This is a genomic window from Stenotrophomonas sp. X, assembly GCF_055721025.1.
Genome location: NZ_CM146756.1, coordinates 721,632 through 738,773 on the forward strand (window position 1 = coordinate 721,632; position 17,142 = coordinate 738,773).

Here is a 17,142-nt window from a genome sequence, read left to right on the forward strand (position 1 = left end):
TGCCACCGCGCCTGCCCTGCGCGAGGCCGCGCATGATCCGTCGCCTGCACGACACCAACGACCTGGTGCGCGCGTTCCCGCGCGTGCATTTCGTCGGCATCGGCGGCACCGGCATGAGCGGTATCGCCGAAGTGATGCTGACGCTGGGCTACGAAGTGTCCGGCTCGGACAACGCCGACAACGTGGCAACCCGCCGCTTGGCCAGCCTGGGAGCGCGCATCATGCGCGGCCACTCGGCAGCCAACGTGCTGGGCACCGACTGCGTGGTGGTCTCCAGTGCCATCCGCGAAGACAACCCGGAACTGATGGAAGCGCGCAGCCAGCGCATTCCGATCATGCCGCGCGCGGCGATGCTGGCCGAGCTGATGCGCTTCCGCCGCGGCATCGCCGTGGCCGGTACCCATGGCAAGACCACCACCACCAGCCTGACTGCGGCGGTGCTGAGCGAAGGTGGCCTGGACCCGACGTTCGTGATCGGTGGCCAGCTGCTGGCTGCCGGTGCCAACGCCAAGCTGGGCGGTGGGCAGTGGCTGGTGGCCGAGGCCGACGAAAGCGATGGCAGCTTCCTGCGCCTGAACCCGCTGATGTCGATCATCACGAACATTGACGCCGACCACCTGGAAAACTACGGCAACGACTTTGCCCGCGTGCAGGCGGCGTTCGCCGAATTCCTGCAGCGCCTGCCGTTCTACGGCCTGGCGGTGCTGTGCATCGACGATCCGGAAGTGGCCACGCTGGCCGCCAAGACCCCGCGCCACGTGATGAGCTACGGCATGAGCCCGCAGGCCGACGTGCGCGCCGAGAACGTGGTGCAGGAAGGATCGCGCATGCGCTTCACCCTGCGCCTGCCGCAGGGCACCAGCCAGGAAGTGGTGCTGGCGCTGCCGGGCAGGCACAACGTACTCAACGCGCTGGCCGCCGCCGCGGTGGGCTGGCAGCTGGGCGTGGCACCGGACGCCATCGCGCGCGCGCTGGAAGGCTTCGCCGGTGTCGGTCGCCGCTTCAATGATCTGGGCGAAGTGACCACCGCCAGCGGTGCCAAGGTGCGCATCATCGACGACTACGGCCATCACCCGAGCGAGCTGGAGGCGGTATTCGCCGCCGCCCGCGGCGGCTGGGCTGACAAGCGCCTGGTGGTGGCCTTCCAGCCGCACCGCTACAGCCGCACCCGTGACCAGTTCGACAAGTTCGCCGCGGTGCTGTCCAGCGTCGACGCGCTGGTGCTGAGCGAGGTCTATCCGGCCGGTGAGGAACCCATTGCCGGTGCCGACTCGCATGCGCTGGCCCGCGCCATCCGCGCGCGCGGCCGCAGCGAGCCGGTGGTGGTGGGCAAGGCCGCCGAGCTGGCCAGCGTGCTGCCGGACGTGCTGCAGGACGGTGACCTGCTGCTGATGATGGGTGCCGGCGACATCGGTGCCGTGGCCACCCAGATCGCGGTGGAAGGCTTCCAGGCGGAGGGCCAGGCGTGAGCGCGCTGACTTTCCCGCCGCTGCGCGTGACCGACCCGGCCGTGTTCGGCCGCGTCGCCGTGCTGCTCGGCGGCAGTTCCAGTGAACGCGAGGTGTCGCTGGATTCGGGCCGCAACGTGCTCGAAGCCCTGCAGTCGCGCGGCGTCGATGCGTTCGCCGTCGATGGCATTCCGGCGCTGGCCAGCGCGCTCGCCGCCGGTGGCATCGACCGCGTGTTCAACATCCTGCATGGCCACAACGGTGGCGGTGAGGACGGCATCGTGCAGGGCCTGATGGACGCCTTCGGTGTGCCGTACACCGGCTCGGACGTGCTGGGTTCGGCGCTGAGCATGGACAAGATCCGCACCAAGCAGGTGTGGCTGTCGCTGGGCCTGCCGACCCCGCAGTACCGCAAGGTCGACGCGTCGAACGTGCATGCGCTGGCCGCCGAGCTGGGCCTGCCGGTGGTGGTGAAGCCGGCCAACGAAGGCTCCAGCGTGGGCATCAGCCGGGTCACCGACGAGGCGGGCCTGGATGAGGCCGTGGCCCTGGCCGCGCGCTACGACGGCCAGTTGCTGATGGAGCAGATGGTGGTGGGCGATGAGCTGACCGTGGCCATCCTTGGCGACGTTGCCCTGCCGTCGATCCGCATCGTGCCCAAGGGCCAGTGGTACGACTACAACGCCAAGTACATCGCCGAGGACACCCAGTACCTGTGCCCGGGCCTGGACGGTGGCGACGAAGACGAGATCCGCCGCATCGCGCTGGCCGCATTCCGCGCCGCTGGCTGCCGTGGCTGGGGCCGCGTGGACGTGATGCGTGACCGGGCCAGCGGCCGTTTCTTCCTGCTGGAAGTGAACACCGCGCCGGGCATGACCAGCCATTCGCTGGTGCCCAAGGCGGCCCGCCAGGCCGGCATCGGTTTCGAGGAACTGGTGTGGCGCGTGCTGGAACAGACCCTGGAGGCCGCGCACGCATGAACGCGCTGCTGCGCATCTTCGTCTGGCTGTTGGCACTGTCGGTGGTTGCACTGCCGGTGGTGGCCGTGGTCAATGGCTGGGTCGGCGCCGAGCGCTGGCCGCTGGCGAAGCTGCGCGTGCATGGCGAGTTCAAGCGGGTGCCCGCCGAACAGCTGCAGCAGGTGCTGCTGCCGTACGCGCGCGCCGGCTTCTTTGCGGTCAAGCTGCAGGATGCGCAGGACGCGCTGGAGAAGCTGCCGTGGGTGGAAAGCGCGCAGGTACGCAAGCAGTGGCCGGATGTGCTGGAAGTGACCCTGGTCGAGCACAAGCCGTTCGCACGCTGGGGCAACGACCGCCTGGTCTCCGAGCAGGGCAAGCTGTTCCCCACGCCGAAGAAACTGTCAGACCTGGAACTGCCGGAGCTGGATGGCCCGGACAGCCAGACCCAGGAAGTGATGAAGCTGTACAGCGACTCGCGTGCCTTGTTCGCACCGGCCGGCGTCGACGTGCGCCGGGTGACGATGGATGCGCGCGGCAGCTGGTCGCTGGTGCTGAGCAACGGCACCGAAGTGGTGGTCGGCCGTGACGACGCGCGCTCGCGCATGCAGCGCTTCGTCAAGGTGCTGCCGCAGCTCAACCGACAGGACGCGCCGATCGAGCGCGCCGACCTCCGTTACACCAATGGTTTCACGCTGAGCTGGGGTACCCCGGCCACGCCGGCGAAAACGCCGGCGACCCCGGCCAGAAGCACGCAGGAAAGGACATGAATCGCAAGGGTGACAAATCGCTGATCGTTGGCCTGGACATCGGCACCTCCAAGGTGGTGGCGCTGGTGGGCGAGTATTCGCCGGGCAACCCGATCGAAGTGATCGGCATCGGCTCGCACGAATCGCGCGGGTTGAAACGTGGCGTGGTGGTGGACATCGAATCGACCGTGCAGTCGATCCAGCGTGCGGTGGAAGAAGCCGAGCTGATGGCCGGCTGCGAGATCCGTTCGGTGTACGCCTCGATCTCCGGCAACCACGTGCAGTGCAAGAACTCGCCGGGCATCGTGCCGATCCGCGACGGTGAAGTGACCTGGGGCGACCTGGATCGCGTGCTCGACGCGGCCAAGGCGGTGGCGATCCCGGCCGACCAGAAGATCCTGCACGCGATTCCGCGCGAGTACGTGCTGGACGATTCGCAGGAAGGCATCCGCAACCCGGTCGGCATGACCGGCGTGCGCCTGGAAGTGCACGCGCACCTGGTGGTGTGCGCGCAGTCGGCGGCGGCCAACATCAGCAAGTGCGTGCAGCGCTGCGGCCTGCAGGTGGACGACCTGGTGCTGTCCTCGCTGGCCTCCAGCGTGGCGGTGCTGACCGCCGACGAGCGCGAGCTGGGCGTGGTGCTGGTCGACATGGGCGCCGGTACCACCGACATCGCGGTGTTCGTGCAGGGCGCGATCTGCCACACCGCCTCGCTGCCGATCGCCGGCGACCACGTGACCAACGATATCGCGCACATGCTGCGCACACCGACCCCGGAAGCCGAGCAGATCAAGGTGCGCTATGCCTGCGCCCTGGCCCAGCTGGCCACGGCCGAGGAGAGCATCCAGGTGCCGTCGGTCGGCGACCGCCCGCCGCGCCGCATGCCGCGCCATTCGCTGGCGCAGGCCGTGCAGGGTCGCTACGAGGAGATCTTCGAGATGGTGCAGGCCGAACTGCGCCGCTCCGGCTTCGAGGAACTGGTGCGCGCCGGCATGGTGCTGACCGGGGGCGCATCGAAGATGGAAGGCGTGGTCGAACTGGCCGAGGAAATGCTGCAGATGCCGGTGCGCGTGGGCATCCCGCAGCACGTCACCGGCCTGGGCGAAGTGGTCGGCAACCCGGTGCACGCCACCGGCGTGGGCCTGCTGCTGATGGGCAGCCAGATCGAGCACCCGCGGCGGCCGTCGCTGCCGACCGGGCGCGCTGGAAGCATGTTCAAGAAGCTCAAGACCTGGTTCCGCGGCGAGTTCTGACGCGGAACCCGTAACTCCGGGCCCGGCCCGGCGCAACACCCGCAGTACCCGCATCACAACGCAACAACGCACTACACAACCCACACAGCCGCAACGGCAACATGACACGCGAAGGCAGGAGGCCCGAACGTCCATGCCACCGACAAGCGGATACAACGAGGACACGGACATGGCGCATTTTGAACTGATCGAAAAGATGGCACCCAATGCGGTGATCAAGGTGGTTGGCGTGGGCGGCGGCGGCGGCAATGCCGTGGCGCACATGGTCAACTCGGCGGTGGACGGCGTGGAGTTCATCACCGCCAACACCGACTCGCAGGCCATCAAGAATTGTGGTGCCAAGCTGCAGCTGCAGCTGGGTACCAACGTGACCAAGGGCCTGGGCGCAGGCGCGAACCCGGAAGTCGGCCGCCAGGCCGCGCTGGAAGACCGTGAGCGCATCATGGACGCGCTGCAGGGCGCCGACATGGTGTTCATCACCGCCGGCATGGGCGGCGGCACCGGCACCGGCGCTGCGCCGGTCGTGGCGCAGCTGGCCAAGGAAATGGGCATCCTGACCGTGGCCGTGGTCACCAAGCCGTTCCCGTTCGAAGGCCGTCGCCGCATGCAGGTGGCGCTGAAGGGCATCGAGGAACTGAGCCAGCACTGCGACTCGCTGATCACGATCCCGAACGAGAAGCTGATCACCGTGCTGGGTCGCAACGCGACCATGATCCAGGCCTTCCGCGCCGCCAACGACGTGCTGCAGGGCGCCGTGCAGGGCATCGCCGACCTGATCGTGCGTCCGGGCCTGATCAACGTCGACTTCGCCGACGTGCGCACCGTCATGTCCGAAATGGGCCTGGCGATGATGGGTACCGGCACCGCACGGGGCGATGACCGCGCCCAGGCCGCTGCCGAATCGGCGATCCAGAACCCGCTGCTGGACGATGTGAACCTGGCCGGTGCCAACGGCATCCTGGTCAACATCACCGCCGGCGCGGACTTCACCATGGCCGAGTTCGACGAGATCGGCCGTACCATCGACGGCTTCGCTTCGGAAGACGCCACCGTCGTGGTCGGCACCGTGCTGGACCCGGACATGCAGGACGAAGTGCGCGTGACCGTGGTGGCCACTGGCCTCAACCGCGTCTCGGCCAGCAAGACCCAGCGTCCGGGCGAGCGTGCACCGATCAAGCTGGTCCGCAACGCCACCACCGGCCAGCCGGAGTTCGGCGAGTTCGACAACGGCGGCGACGCCGTGTCCAAGGCCGTGGGCGGCATGGGCCTGGGCCTGCGTCGCGCCAGCAGCGATACCGCGGCGGCTTCCGCCCCGTCGGCCCCGGCGGCTTCGGCCCCGGCAGCGGCGGAACTGCCGAACGACTACCTGGACATCCCGGCCTTCCTGCGCCGCCAGGCGGACTAAGCGGGGCGGCCCGGGGTTGTCCTCCCCGGGTTGCGCCACCATGTCCTGAAAATGCGGGCGCCGGGCCAGGATGGGCCCGGCCGCCCTGCTTCACGCGCTTTCCCAGCGGCGTGCCGGTGTGTCCTGCCGGTGGCTGTCACTGGCGTTTCAGCCAGGGTAGGGGAGTGCGCGTGTTAATCTAATGTGTCACTTCCGGTCCATCCCCATGATCCAGCAACGCACCCTCAAGAACACGATCCGCGCCACCGGCGTTGGCCTGCACAGTGGTGACAAGGTCTACATGACCCTGCGCCCGGCACCGGTCAACCATGGCATCGTGTTCCGCCGCGTGGACCTGGACCCGGTGGTGGAAGTGCCGGCCAAGGCCGAACTGGTCACCGAAGTGACCCTGTGCACCGGCCTGACCTGCAACGACGCCAAGATCCAGACCGTTGAACACCTGATGTCGGCGCTGGCCGGCCTGGGTGTGGACAACATCATCGTCGAACTGTCCTCGGCCGAGCTGCCGATCATGGACGGTTCGTCCGGTCCGTTCGTGTTCCTGCTGCAGTCGGCCGGCATCGTGGAACAGGATGCGCCCAAGCGCTTCATCCGCGTGCTGAAGACCGTGGAAGTGACCGAGGGCGACAAGGTGGCCCGCTTCACCCCGTACGAGGGTTACAAGCTGGGCTTCACCATCCAGTTCGACCACCCGATGATTCCGGCCAAGCAGTCGCGCCAGGAAATCGAGTTCTCGACGCTGGCCTATACCAAGGAAATCTCCCGCGCGCGTACCTTTGGTTTCATGCGTGACCTGGAGTACATGCGCGAGCGCAACCTGGGCCTTGGCGGTTCGATGGACAACGCCATCGTGCTGGACGAGTTCCGCGTGCTCAACGAAGACGGCCTGCGCTACGCCGACGAATTCGTGCGCCACAAGATTCTTGACGCCATCGGCGACCTCTATCTGGCCGGTGGCCAGGTGCTCGGCGCCTACGAGGGCTTCAAGTCCGGCCACGCGCTCAACAACAAGCTGGTGCGGGCCCTGATGGCCGACGCCAGCGCCTGGGAATGGGTCAGCTTCGACTCGCCGGCCACACCGGATCCGGTGGAATACGCCACCCCGGCGTATGCCTGATTCCATAGGCTGTTGAATTTAAAGATAAAAACGCCGCCTTCCTGGGCGGCGTTCTTGTTTCCGCCGTCGCCGACGCATTCAGCGTGCTTGAAAGACGTCAAGGCTGGTTCAAGGTCACGGTTTTGTGAACCTGTTGGATCAGAAGCCTGAATTTAACGCAGTTTTAACAACAATCTAACGACAGGCCCCCGGATGGCCGCTAGGATGCGACCCGGCCCCCGAAATGTTTCACGCCGTGGTGACACGCGCGACGGGGAGCGGAGCCGGATGCTCCGTTGCCATCAGGACCGTTTCTTCGGCTTCGAAGGAACGTCCTGCAGGCAAGCCAAGGCGTCGCGTAGCCCTTTGTGCGTGGCGGCTGAAACTGCGTGGGGTCCATTCCGGTTGTCGAGCGCTGGGGAGCGCGTGGGAGTGGGAGACGCAGTCTTGATGGTCACCCTGGTGGCCTTCAGCCCGATGGAACGGGCCGCGTCGAGCAGCTGGGCTTCGGCAAGCCGCAACTTGGCATGCCAGACCGGGGACTCGACGAGAAAAACGAGGTGTTCCCCGTCCACATTGGCCAGCCGGCAACGGCTGCGCAGAGGTGGCGGCAACTGGGGGCGCAACTGACGGTCCAGCGCGTCGAGCCACAAGGCACGCCGCAGCGGGTTGCCGCTTTTGTCCGCCATCACCGCATCCAGCGCCGGTTTCGGTGCCGACGCGGGGCGAACGCTGGATTTCGGCTCAGACATGAAAACTCACTGATGGCATTCAAGAAGATCGTAATCAAAACGCGTGAAGGACAGGCCAAGTCGTCGCCGATCGCGCGTTTGCGGTTCTATTTCGAGGACCGCCCCCGCGCCCTGCTGGGCAGCGTGCTCGGGGTAGGCTGCATTATCGGCCTTGCTGGCGGCATTGGCGCCAGCGCGCTGAATGATTCCCGGCTGCAGGCCAAGGTCGAGCGCCAGGATGCGGAACTGGCCAAGGTCAAGCGCGATGCGCAGACCCAGGTCAATGCGCTGGCGGCCCGCCTCGGGGAGCTGCAGGCCCAGGCGACCCGCCTCAACGCCCTCGGCGAACGGCTGACCCAGATGGGCAAGCTGGAGGACGGCGAGTTCGACTTCAACGAGACCCCGGGCCTCGGTGACGGTGACGCAGGCGGCCCGACCAGCGACATCCCGGTCAAGGACGTCAACGCCGACTTACAGGTGCTGGAGCAGCGCTTCGCTGCTTCAGGCCGCCAGTTGTCGGTGATGGAATCGCTGATGTTCGACCACCAGCTGCAGCAGAACGCCGTGCCGTCGCGCATGCCGATCCGCAACAGCTACGTGACGTCCGGCTTCGGCACCCGTGCCGACCCGTTCGGCCGCGGCGCCGCCACCCACAAGGGCATGGACTTCCACGCAAAGGTCGGTGACCCGGTGATGGCCGTGGCCGAGGGCGTGGTCAGCTTCGCCGGCGTGAAGGGCGGCTACGGCAATGTCGTCGATCTCGACCATGGCAATGGCTATGTCACCCGCTACGCGCACAATTCGCGCCTGGTGGTGAAGGCCGGCGACCTGGTCCGTGCCGGCCAGGAAGTGGCCAAGGCCGGTTCCACCGGCCGTTCGACCGGTGCCCACGTGCACTTCGAGGTGTGGGAGAACGGCAACGTGGTCAACCCGCGCAAGTTCCTCGGCGACGGCGGCAACACGCCGGTCGGCCGCGTCAGCCGCGGCTGATCCCAACGCCGGGCATGGCCCGGCGCTACCGGCACGCCGTCGGATCCCGGCGGTAGCGCGGGGCCATGCCCCGCGAGCGCGAAGCGCGGCCGCCAGGACCCCGGTCCCGGCCGCCTGGACGACCGCAAAGGGTTGAAACCCCTCGCGCCCGTCCCAAGCTACAATGGGTGTTGCCATCGACAGGGCGCCAGGCGCCCTGTTTCGTTTGCGGCGGACGGATCCCAAGGGGGAGGCCGGGCGTCGTGTCCATCCAACCCGGTTCCTTCAATGATCAACAGCCTGCTTACCCGCGTATTTGGCAGTCGTAACGAACGACAGCTGCGCCAGCTCAACCGCATCGTCGCCAAGATCAATGCGCTGGAGCCGGAGATCGAGAAGCTGTCCGACGAGCAGCTTCAGGCCAAGACGCCGGAGTTCAAGCAGCGCATCGCTGGCGGTGAAGCCCTGGACAAGGTGCTGCCGGAAGCGTTCGCGGTCTGCCGCGAAGCCGGTCGCCGCGTGCTGGGCATGCGCCACTACGACGTGCAGCTGATCGGTGGCATGGTGCTTCACCTGGGCAAGATCGCAGAAATGCGCACCGGTGAAGGCAAGACCCTGGTGGCGACCCTGCCGGTGTACCTCAACGCGCTGGAAGGCAAGGGCGTGCACGTGGTCACCGTGAACGACTACCTGGCCCGCCGCGACGCCGCGCAGATGGGCAAGCTGTACAACTGGCTGGGCCTGAGCGTGGGCGTGGTGTACCCGGGCATGCCGCACAGCGACAAGCGCGAAGCATACGCTGCGGACATCACCTACGGCACCAACAACGAATTCGGCTTCGACTACCTGCGCGACAACATGGCGCTGTCCAAGGCCGACCGCTACCAGCGCGGCCTGCACTACGCCATCGTCGACGAAGTCGACTCCATCCTGATCGACGAAGCGCGCACCCCGCTGATCATCTCCGGTCCGGCCGATGATTCCCCGGAGCTGTACATCCGTGTCAACCGTGTCGTGCCGCACCTGGTCAAGCAGGAAGCGGAAGACGGCGAAGGCGATTTCTGGGTCGACGAGAAGGGCAAGCAGGTGCACCTGTCCGAAGCGGGCATGGAGCATGCCGAGCAGCTGCTGGTCGAGGCCGGCATCCTCGATGGCGAGACCGAAGGCCTGTACGCGGCGCAGAACCTGACCGTGGTGCACCACCTCAACGCCGCCCTGCGCGCGCACGCGATCTACCAGCGTGACGTTGACTACATCGTGCGCGATGGCGAAGTGGTCATCGTCGACGAATTCACCGGCCGTACCCTGGCCGGCCGCCGCTGGTCCGATGGCCTGCACCAGGCGGTGGAAGCGAAGGAAGGCGTGCCGGTGCAGCGCGAGAACCAGACGCTGGCGAGCATCACCTTCCAGAACCTGTTCCGCATGTACAAGAAGCTGTCCGGCATGACCGGTACGGCCGATACCGAAGCGTTCGAGTTCCAGAGCATCTATGGCCTGGAAGTGGTGGTGATCCCGACCAACCGCCCGACCATCCGCAAGGACAGCCCGGACCAGGTGTTCCTCAACCGCAAGGGCAAGTTCAATGCGGTGCTGGCCGACATCGAAGAGTGCGCCAAGCGCGGCCAGCCGGTGCTGGTGGGTACCACCTCGATCGAAACCTCGGAAATGCTGTCCGAGCACCTGAGCAAGGCCGGCGTGAAGCACGAAGTGCTCAACGCCAAGCAGCATGACCGCGAAGCGACCATCGTCGCCAACGCCGGCCGTCCGGGCGCGGTGACCATCGCCACCAACATGGCCGGTCGTGGTACCGACATCGTGCTGGGCGGCTCGCTGGAAGCCGAGATCCACGCTCTGGGCGAGGACGCAACCGACGAGCAGAAGGCGGCGGTCAAGGCCGAATGGCAGAAGCGCCACGATGCAGTGAAGGCCGCTGGCGGCCTGCATATCGTCGGCACCGAGCGCCACGAGTCGCGTCGTATCGACAACCAGCTGCGCGGCCGTTCGGGCCGCCAGGGTGACCCGGGTTCGTCCCGTTTCTACCTGTCGCTGGAAGACAACCTGATGCGCATCTTCGCCTCCGACTGGGTGCAGAAGGCCATGCGCATGATGGGCATGAAGGAAGACGACGTCATCGAGGACCGCCTGGTCAGCCGCCAGATCGAAAAGGCGCAGCGCAAGGTCGAGGCCCACAACTTCGACATCCGCAAGAACCTGCTGGACTTCGACGACGTCAACAACGATCAGCGCAAGGTGATCTACGCCCAGCGCGACGAGCTGCTGGACGCCGAATCGGTGAAGGACAACGTCGACGGCATCCGTGACGACGTGATCTTCGACATCGTTGCGCGCTTCGTGCCGCCGAACTCGATCGACGAGCAGTGGGACCTGCGTGGCCTGGAAGCGACCCTGGAGTCGGACTTCGGCCTGCAGATGTCGCTGACCGACCTGGTCAAGCAGCATGAGGAACTGGATGCCGAGGCCATCGCCAGCAAGGTCCAGGAGCGCGTCAACCAGCACTTCGCCGAGAAGGAAGCCAGCCTGGGCGAAGAGACCATGCGCGCGCTGGAGAAGCACGTGATGCTGACCGTGCTGGACCAGAGCTGGAAGGAGCACCTGGCGCGCATGGATTACCTGCGCCAGGGCATCTACCTGCGTGGTTACGCGCAGAAGCAGCCCAAGCAGGAATACAAGAAGGAAGCCTTCGAGCTGTTCTCGGACATGCTGGAGAACGTCAAGCGCGAAGTGGTGACCCTGCTGGCCCGCGTGCGTATCCGCAGCGACGAGGAAGTGCAGGCCCTGGAGGCCGCCGAGCGCCAGCAGGCGCAGGCTCGCCTGAGCCAGTCGCAGTTCCAGCACCAGGATGCAGGCGGCTACAGTGCCGACGAGGAAGCCGCGCAGGTGCAGGCCGCCCAGCAGGGGGTGGCCACGCTGCAGCGCGACGAGCCGAAGATCGGCCGCAATGATCCGTGCCCGTGCGGCAGTGGCAAGAAGTACAAGCACTGCCACGGCCAGCTGAGCTGATCCCGAAGAGCCCCGCGAAAGCGGGGCTTTTCGTTTGTTGCGGGGGAGCTGCACCGGATCCGTGATTGCGCCGGCCGCCCTGTTCTGGGCATGCTTCCTCCATGCCTTCCCCCACCCGATCGATCCACGTCGTGGCCGCCGTCATCACCGACGCCCGTGGCCGCGTGCTGCTCAACCGCCGTACCGAGAACCGCGACATGGCCGGCCTGTGGGAGTTCCCCGGCGGCAAGCGCGAATCCGGCGAGACCTCCGAACAGGCGCTGGTGCGCGAGCTGCGCGAGGAACTGGGCATCGAGGCCGATGTCGGCGAGTGGCTGATGGACGTGCCGCAGCGCTATCCGGACAAGTATCTGACCCTGGAGGTGCGCCATGTGCGCAGCTGGAAGGGCACCCCGCGTGGCCGCGAAGGCCAGGCGATCACCTGGGTGGCGCAGGACAAGCTGGGCCGCTATTCGATGCCGCCGGCCGACCTGCCGGTGGTGGCCGCACTGCGTCAACCGGACCGCTACCTGATCACGCCGGCGCCGGCTGACGATGCCAGCGGCGTGCAGCACTGGCATGACTGCCTGCAGCGCGCGGTCGCGGCGGGCCAGCAGCGCATCCAGCTGCGCCTGCCACCGGAACACCCGCAACGGCAGGCGATGATCGAACAGGCCGTGCGCGCGCATCGTCGCGGCGTGCAATGGCTGCTCAACCGCGATGTGGCGCTGGCACGTGCACTGGGCGTGGGGGTGCACCTGGGCAGCGAGCAGCTGCAGGACCTGCAGGAACGGCCCTTGCCGGAAGGGCAGCTTGTCGCCGCGTCCTGCCACGACCTGGAGCAGCTGCAGGCGGCGCAGCGGCTGGGCTGCGACTTCGCGGTGCTCGGCCCGGTGCAGGCCACGGCCAGCCATCCCGATGCGGTGCCGCTGGGCTGGGAGGCCTTCGCCGCGCTGCGCGCGCAGGTGTCGCTGCCGATCTACGCGTTGGGTGGGATGGCCGCCGGCCATATCGCCGAAGCCCGTCGCCATGGTGGGCAGGGTATCGCTGCGATTCGTGGGCTGTGGCCGGCGTGAGCCGGCATGCGGGGTCCGATCCCTGCGCAGCAGGGCTCTGACCCCATCGCGGCAATCCGGGGCCGGAGCCCTTTCCGCTGGAAAGGGCTCCGACCCGTCCGGTTACAACGTGATCCAGAAACACCCATACTGCCGCCGCAACCCCAGCACCGTCGAAGCGCGCGACACGCTGCCGGGCAGCGTCTGTTCCAGGCGCAGGCCGACCGGATGCCGCACGGTCGGCGGCTCCGGGTCGGATCCCTGCGCCGCAGGGCCCTGATCCTCATCCTGCGATTGCGGCAGCGCCTGTGAGGGATACACAGGTACCACGTCTACCAGTGGCCGCCGCGCCAGCGATTCCAGTTGACCGAGGATGCGCTGCGCACCGGCATCGGAGACTGCGCCCCACAGGTATAGCGACGACAACCGGTTCACATCGTTGCTGAGGATGCCGACGCGCAGTGCGTCCACCAGCTCGCTCAGGCGACGTGGGCAGCGCGCCCCCAGGGTGTCGCGCGACAGGGTGCTGCCGGTGGGCGCGGGCGGTGGTAATCGCGATCGGGCGCCGACACTGTCGCAGGGGCGGTCGGTGTACACGCTCTGCCCCCGTGCATCAGTGCAGCGGTTCAAGCGTGGGGACTGCGCATGGACCACGCTCAACGCCGAGCACAATGACAGCAGCAACAGCAGGAAAGAAAGCCGGTTCATCGACGCAGGGTAGCGCCGATCGTGGTGGCATGGCGTGCTTTCAGCCGTGCAGCAGCTTCAGCACCGACGTGGTCGGCTTGGCCAGGTTCAGGGTGTAGAAGTGCAGGCCCGGCGCGCCGCCCTCGACCAGGCGCTGGCACAGCCTGGCGACCACTTCGGTACCGAACGCCCGCACCGATTCGGCGTCATCGCCATAGGCCTGCATCTTGCGGCTGATCCAGCGCGGGATTTCCGCACCGCACTGCTCGGAGAAACGGCGCAGCTGGCTGAAGTTGGCGATCGGCATGATGCCCGGCGTGATCGGTACCTGCACGCCGAGCCGGCGCACGGCATCGACGAAGTGGAAGTACGCATCCGGGTTGTAGAAATACTGGGTGATCGCCGCGTCGGCGCCGGCATCGATCTTGGCCTTGAAGTGCTTGAGGTCGGCCAGTGCATCGGAGGCCTGTGGATGGGTCTCAGGGTAGGCGCCCACTTCGATGCGGAACGCATCGCCGTGTTCGGCGCGGATGAACTCGATCAGCTCGGCGGCGTAGCGCATGTCGCCGGGAAACCCCATGCCGGAGGGCAGGTCGCCGCGCAGCGCGACCAGGCGATGGCAGCCGATGGCGCGGTACAGCTTGAGCAGTTCGCGGATCTCCTGGCGGGTGCCGCCGACGCAGGACAGATGCGGCGCCGCCTCGAAGCCATGGTGCTGGTTGAGATGGCGCACGGTCTCGGAGGTATAGCTCAGGGTCGAGCCACCAGCGCCGAAGGTACAGGACACGTACTCGGGGCCGTAGTCCTTCAGCTTGGCTGCCGCACGATCCAGCTGGCTGCGCTGTTCGTCGGTCTTGGGCGGATAGAACTCGAAGCTGATGGCGGTCATGGTACGGGCGGCAGCGGCGGGTGCGGATCAGTATATCGCTCCATCAAGATGGATGTTGTCAATTCGTACGGGTGTGCACCGTCCGTCGCCTGCGACCGTTCGCCCCGGCGATCGGCCGCTGCTCCGAAATCGCAACCCGGGTGCCGTGGTCGGCGCCACGCTGTTCCCATCCCGGCAACACCCACCCGACGAAGGAGCAAATGATGAAGATATTCCTGGCACTCTGGTATGCAATGAAGGCCTTGGCCCGGCTGGCGATGATCGGCATGGCGATGGCCGTGCTCGGTTCCGGCTCGGCGCACGCCGCCAGCGCCCCGGCGGCGGGTAAGGTGCAGGTCGAGGTGGTCGGCAAAGGTCGCCCGCTGCTGATGATCCCCGGCCTGAACAGCAGCGCCGGGGTCTGGCGCGAGACCTGCCTGGCCCTGAAAGCTGTGCAGTGTCATCTGGTGCAGCTGCCGGGCTTTGCCGGTGCGCTTGCGGCCGATCCGCGCCCGGCCGAGTTCCTGCCGGCGATGCGCGGGCAGCTGCTGGCCTACCTGCATGACCAGCACCTGGGGCCGGTGGTGGTGGTTGGCCACAGCCTCGGTGGCCTGCTGGGCCTGCAGATGGCGCAGACCGAGCCGAAGGCGGTCAGCGCGCTGGTGGTGGTTGACGCACTGCCGTTCCTGCCGGCCGCGCGTGACCCGAAGGCTACCGCTGACAGCGTGCGGCCGATGGCCGACCAGCTGCGCAATGGCAGGCGCAGCTGAAGGCCGGCCTGCCGGGGATGACCCGCGATCCGCAGCGGCAGGCCGAGCTGGGCCGCTGGGGCGAAGCCAGCGACCGCCAGACCACGGCCGATGCCATGCATGCGGTGATGACCACCGACCTGCGTGACAGCATCGCCTCGATCACCGCACCGACGCTGGTGCTGGGCAGCTGGGCCGGCTACCAGCCGATGGGCGGCACCGAGGACAGCACGCGCGCGGTGTTCCAGGCGCAGTACGCGAAACTGCAGGGTGTGCAGATCGCGATGAGCGCGCAGGGTTTCCACTTCCTGATGTGGGATGATCCGCGTTGGTTGCGCAGTCAGGTGCAGGCCTTCCTCGACCACCACCACTGAGTTTCAACACGCCTCGAAATGGACATGCCGGATTCCTCCTCGACGGTACGCTTCTGGCTGCTCAATGCGCTGGTGTGGGCGCTCTATGGCGTTGCCGGAATCGGCCTGCGCCAGGCCTATTTCAGCGATGCCGGAAGCGCAGGCGTGTTGATCACGCTGGGTCTGGCGTTGGCCTTGTTCGGGTGCAGCGGTGCCATCCGTGCGCTGGCGCTGCGTGCCGACTGGTGGGCGCGCGGCACGGCCGGGCTGTTGCTGCGGCTGGCGCTGTCGGTGGCATTGGGCGCGGCAGTGGCGCAGCTGCTGGTGAACATCGCGCTGCACTCGGCGCTGGCCTGGAACTGGGTGAGCCTGGGGCGGCAGACGGCCGACTTCAGCCCCAAGGCGCTGCTGCTCTACTGGTACACCACTGCGGTGATGCTGGCCCTGTGGGCAGCGCTCTGGGCAGGCCTGCACAGCCTGCGCCGGATACGCAGTGCGGAACTGGCGCGCCTGCGTGCCGAGGCCGAGCGCAGCGCGCTGGAGCGCGATGCACTGCGTGCACGGCTCAACCCGCATTTCATGTTCAATGCGCTGAACAACCTGCGCGCGCTGATCCTGGAAGACCCGGAGCGTGCGCGCGACATGGTCACCCGCCTGTCGCGCACGCTGCGCCAGGCGCTGGCACACAACCGCAGCGAGCAGGTCACCCTGGCCGAGGAACTGGTGGTCGTGGACGACTACCTGGCCATCGAGGCAGTCCACTTCGAACAGCGCCTGCAGGTGAACCGGCAGATCGATGCCGACGCCCTGCAGGCACAGCTGCCGGCGATGGCGCTGCAGCTGCTGGTGGAGAATGCGATCAAGCATGGCATCGCCAGCCGCCCGGGCGGCGGTGAGGTGCAGATCCGTGCCACGCTGGACAATGACGTGCTGCGTCTGCAGGTGGACAATCCGCTGGGCAGCGCCAACGAGCCCACCCATGGCCATGGCGTTGGCCTTGCCTACCTGCGTGCGCAGCTTGGCACGCAGGGTCGTTTCACCCTGCAGCCGGTCGGCGACCGCATGCAGGCCCTGCTGGAGATTCCGCAATGAGTGGCGTGCTGCGTGTGTTGATCGTTGATGACGCACGGCTGGCGCGCCAGGAGCTGCGCACGCTGTTGTCGGCGCTGCCGTGGGTGCAGTGCGTGGGCGAGGCCGACGATGTGCCGGCCGCGCGCGAGGCGATCGCCACGCTGGCCCCGGACCTGGTGCTGCTGGATGTGCAGATGCCCTCCGGCAGCGGTTTCGACGTGCTGGACAGCCTGGAGGTGGTGCCGGCCGTGGTCTTCGTTACTGCCTACGACACCTACGCGGTGCGCGCGTTCCAGGCCAATGCGCTGGACTACCTGGTGAAGCCGGTGGAAGCGCCGCGGTTGCTGGAGGCGTTGCAGCGGGCGCGCCAGCGCGAAGTGGTGGCGGCCGAAACGCCGGAGTCGCGCGGCACGCTGGGCGCGCAGGACCAGGTGTTCGTGCGCGAGGGCGAACGCTGCTGGTTCGTAGCGGTGTCCGAGATCCGCCGGCTGGTGGTGGATGGCAACTACACCCGGCTGTGGTTCCGCGACCAGAACGCCCTGCTGACCCGCAGCCTGAGCGCGCTGGAGGCACGCCTGCCACAGGATCTGTTCTTCCGTGCCAACCGCAACACGCTGGTCAACCTGCGCCGCATCCGCGGCGTGACGCCCAGCATCGCTGATGGTTATGACCTGGCGCTGGATGACGGCAGCGAGGTGGAGGTGTCGCGCCGGCAGGCGCGTGAACTGCGCGAGCGGATGGCGTTGTAGCTG

The 17,142-nt window shown here is 67.3% G+C and carries 13 protein-coding genes and 2 pseudogenes; 12 read left to right on the forward strand and 3 right to left on the reverse strand.

The features are described from left to right. The first annotated feature begins 32 nt into the window (after nucleotides 1-32). The 6 genes and pseudogenes from murC to lpxC all read left to right on the forward strand — a co-directional run bounded on the left by murC (nucleotide 33) and on the right by lpxC (nucleotide 6,928). Complete coding sequence (murC, locus tag ACZ75I_RS03190) at nucleotides 33-1,469, forward strand: UDP-N-acetylmuramate--L-alanine ligase (protein WP_472958698.1); 1,437 nt, start codon at nucleotides 33-35, stop codon at nucleotides 1,467-1,469. Then, a complete protein-coding gene (locus ACZ75I_RS03195) occupies nucleotides 1,466-2,428 on the forward strand; it encodes a D-alanine--D-alanine ligase (RefSeq protein WP_061478390.1) in 963 nt (320 codons plus the stop codon). The genes murC and ACZ75I_RS03195 overlap by 4 nt, the downstream gene beginning before the upstream one ends. After that, nucleotides 2,425-3,102, forward strand: a pseudogene (locus tag ACZ75I_RS03200) (cell division protein FtsQ/DivIB); the annotation flags it as partial. The gene ACZ75I_RS03195 and the pseudogene ACZ75I_RS03200, both read left to right, overlap by 4 nt. A 68-nt stretch (nucleotides 3,103-3,170) precedes the next feature. After that, entirely contained in the window at nucleotides 3,171-4,406 is a 1,236-nt protein-coding gene (ftsA, locus tag ACZ75I_RS03205; protein WP_005408083.1) for a cell division protein FtsA, read from the forward strand. A gap of 169 nt (nucleotides 4,407-4,575) precedes the next feature. Then, on the forward strand, nucleotides 4,576-5,811 hold the full coding sequence (gene ftsZ / locus ACZ75I_RS03210) for a cell division protein FtsZ (RefSeq protein WP_005415297.1): 1,236 nt from the start codon (nucleotides 4,576-4,578) through the stop codon (nucleotides 5,809-5,811). Between the two features lie 205 nt (nucleotides 5,812-6,016). Continuing rightward, entirely contained in the window at nucleotides 6,017-6,928 is a 912-nt protein-coding gene (gene lpxC, locus ACZ75I_RS03215) for a UDP-3-O-acyl-N-acetylglucosamine deacetylase (RefSeq protein WP_061478389.1), read from the forward strand. 281 nt (nucleotides 6,929-7,209) lie between these two features. Here lpxC and ACZ75I_RS03220 read toward each other — a convergent pair whose 3' ends face one another. Then, nucleotides 7,210-7,659 carry a DciA family protein gene (locus ACZ75I_RS03220; RefSeq protein ID WP_049413132.1) on the reverse strand — a complete coding sequence of 150 codons (450 nt, stop codon included), beginning with the start codon at nucleotides 7,657-7,659 and terminating at the stop codon, nucleotides 7,210-7,212. A 12-nt stretch (nucleotides 7,660-7,671) separates the two neighbouring features. Here ACZ75I_RS03220 and ACZ75I_RS03225 point away from each other — a divergent pair, with 12 nt between their 5' ends. The 3 genes from ACZ75I_RS03225 (at nucleotide 7,672) to ACZ75I_RS03235 (ending at nucleotide 12,683) form a co-directional block, all read left to right on the forward strand. Further along, a complete protein-coding gene (locus tag ACZ75I_RS03225; RefSeq protein WP_472958699.1) occupies nucleotides 7,672-8,628 on the forward strand; it encodes a M23 family metallopeptidase in 957 nt (318 codons plus the stop codon). 267 nt (nucleotides 8,629-8,895) lie between these two features. After that, on the forward strand, nucleotides 8,896-11,628 hold the full coding sequence (gene secA, locus ACZ75I_RS03230) for a preprotein translocase subunit SecA (RefSeq protein WP_472958700.1): 2,733 nt from the start codon (nucleotides 8,896-8,898) through the stop codon (nucleotides 11,626-11,628). 101 nt (nucleotides 11,629-11,729) lie between these two features. Beyond that, complete coding sequence (locus ACZ75I_RS03235) at nucleotides 11,730-12,683, forward strand: Nudix family hydrolase (RefSeq protein ID WP_346476215.1); 954 nt, start codon at nucleotides 11,730-11,732, stop codon at nucleotides 12,681-12,683. Between the two features lie 102 nt (nucleotides 12,684-12,785). On the opposite strand, the gene ACZ75I_RS03240 is transcribed toward ACZ75I_RS03235, so the two are convergent. Then, nucleotides 12,786-13,370, reverse strand: coding sequence for a DUF4124 domain-containing protein (locus ACZ75I_RS03240; protein WP_154350235.1), 585 nt, complete (start codon nucleotides 13,368-13,370; stop codon nucleotides 12,786-12,788). A gap of 40 nt (nucleotides 13,371-13,410) precedes the next feature. Next, complete coding sequence (gene metF / locus ACZ75I_RS03245; protein WP_005415304.1) at nucleotides 13,411-14,238, reverse strand: methylenetetrahydrofolate reductase [NAD(P)H]; 828 nt, start codon at nucleotides 14,236-14,238, stop codon at nucleotides 13,411-13,413. A gap of 203 nt (nucleotides 14,239-14,441) precedes the next feature. Here metF and ACZ75I_RS03250 point away from each other — a divergent pair. The 3 genes and pseudogenes from ACZ75I_RS03250 to ACZ75I_RS03260 all read left to right on the forward strand — a co-directional run bounded on the left by ACZ75I_RS03250 (nucleotide 14,442) and on the right by ACZ75I_RS03260 (nucleotide 17,139). Further along, nucleotides 14,442-15,340, forward strand: a pseudogene (locus ACZ75I_RS03250) (alpha/beta fold hydrolase). 24 nt (nucleotides 15,341-15,364) lie between these two features. Continuing rightward, entirely contained in the window at nucleotides 15,365-16,411 is a 1,047-nt protein-coding gene (locus tag ACZ75I_RS03255; protein ID WP_049413147.1) for a sensor histidine kinase, read from the forward strand. Further along, nucleotides 16,408-17,139: a LytR/AlgR family response regulator transcription factor gene (locus ACZ75I_RS03260; RefSeq protein WP_061478383.1), complete on the forward strand. Its 732-nt coding sequence runs from the start codon at nucleotides 16,408-16,410 to the stop codon at nucleotides 17,137-17,139. The genes ACZ75I_RS03255 and ACZ75I_RS03260 overlap by 4 nt, the downstream gene beginning before the upstream one ends. The last annotated feature ends 3 nt before the right edge of the window (nucleotides 17,140-17,142 follow it).

What these genes read in the sequence shown, in the direction of transcription:
- murC (WP_472958698.1), top strand. Translation starts at nt 33, where the DNA reads ATGATCCGTCGCCTGCACGACACCAACGACCTGGTGCGCGCGTTCCCG.
- ACZ75I_RS03255 (WP_049413147.1), top strand. Translation starts at nt 15,365, where the DNA reads ATGCCGGATTCCTCCTCGACGGTACGCTTCTGGCTGCTCAATGCGCTG.
- ftsA (WP_005408083.1), top strand. Translation starts at nt 3,171, where the DNA reads ATGAATCGCAAGGGTGACAAATCGCTGATCGTTGGCCTGGACATCGGC.
- ftsZ (WP_005415297.1), top strand. Translation starts at nt 4,576, where the DNA reads ATGGCGCATTTTGAACTGATCGAAAAGATGGCACCCAATGCGGTGATC.
- ACZ75I_RS03235 (WP_346476215.1), top strand. Translation starts at nt 11,730, where the DNA reads ATGCCTTCCCCCACCCGATCGATCCACGTCGTGGCCGCCGTCATCACC.
- ACZ75I_RS03225 (WP_472958699.1), top strand. Translation starts at nt 7,672, where the DNA reads ATGGCATTCAAGAAGATCGTAATCAAAACGCGTGAAGGACAGGCCAAG.
- ACZ75I_RS03220 (WP_049413132.1), bottom strand. Translation starts at nt 7,659, where the DNA reads ATGTCTGAGCCGAAATCCAGCGTTCGCCCCGCGTCGGCACCGAAACCG.
- ACZ75I_RS03240 (WP_154350235.1), bottom strand. Translation starts at nt 13,370, where the DNA reads ATGAACCGGCTTTCTTTCCTGCTGTTGCTGCTGTCATTGTGCTCGGCG.
- metF (WP_005415304.1), bottom strand. Translation starts at nt 14,238, where the DNA reads ATGACCGCCATCAGCTTCGAGTTCTATCCGCCCAAGACCGACGAACAG.
- ACZ75I_RS03260 (WP_061478383.1), top strand. Translation starts at nt 16,408, where the DNA reads ATGAGTGGCGTGCTGCGTGTGTTGATCGTTGATGACGCACGGCTGGCG.
- lpxC (WP_061478389.1), top strand. Translation starts at nt 6,017, where the DNA reads ATGATCCAGCAACGCACCCTCAAGAACACGATCCGCGCCACCGGCGTT.
- secA (WP_472958700.1), top strand. Translation starts at nt 8,896, where the DNA reads ATGATCAACAGCCTGCTTACCCGCGTATTTGGCAGTCGTAACGAACGA.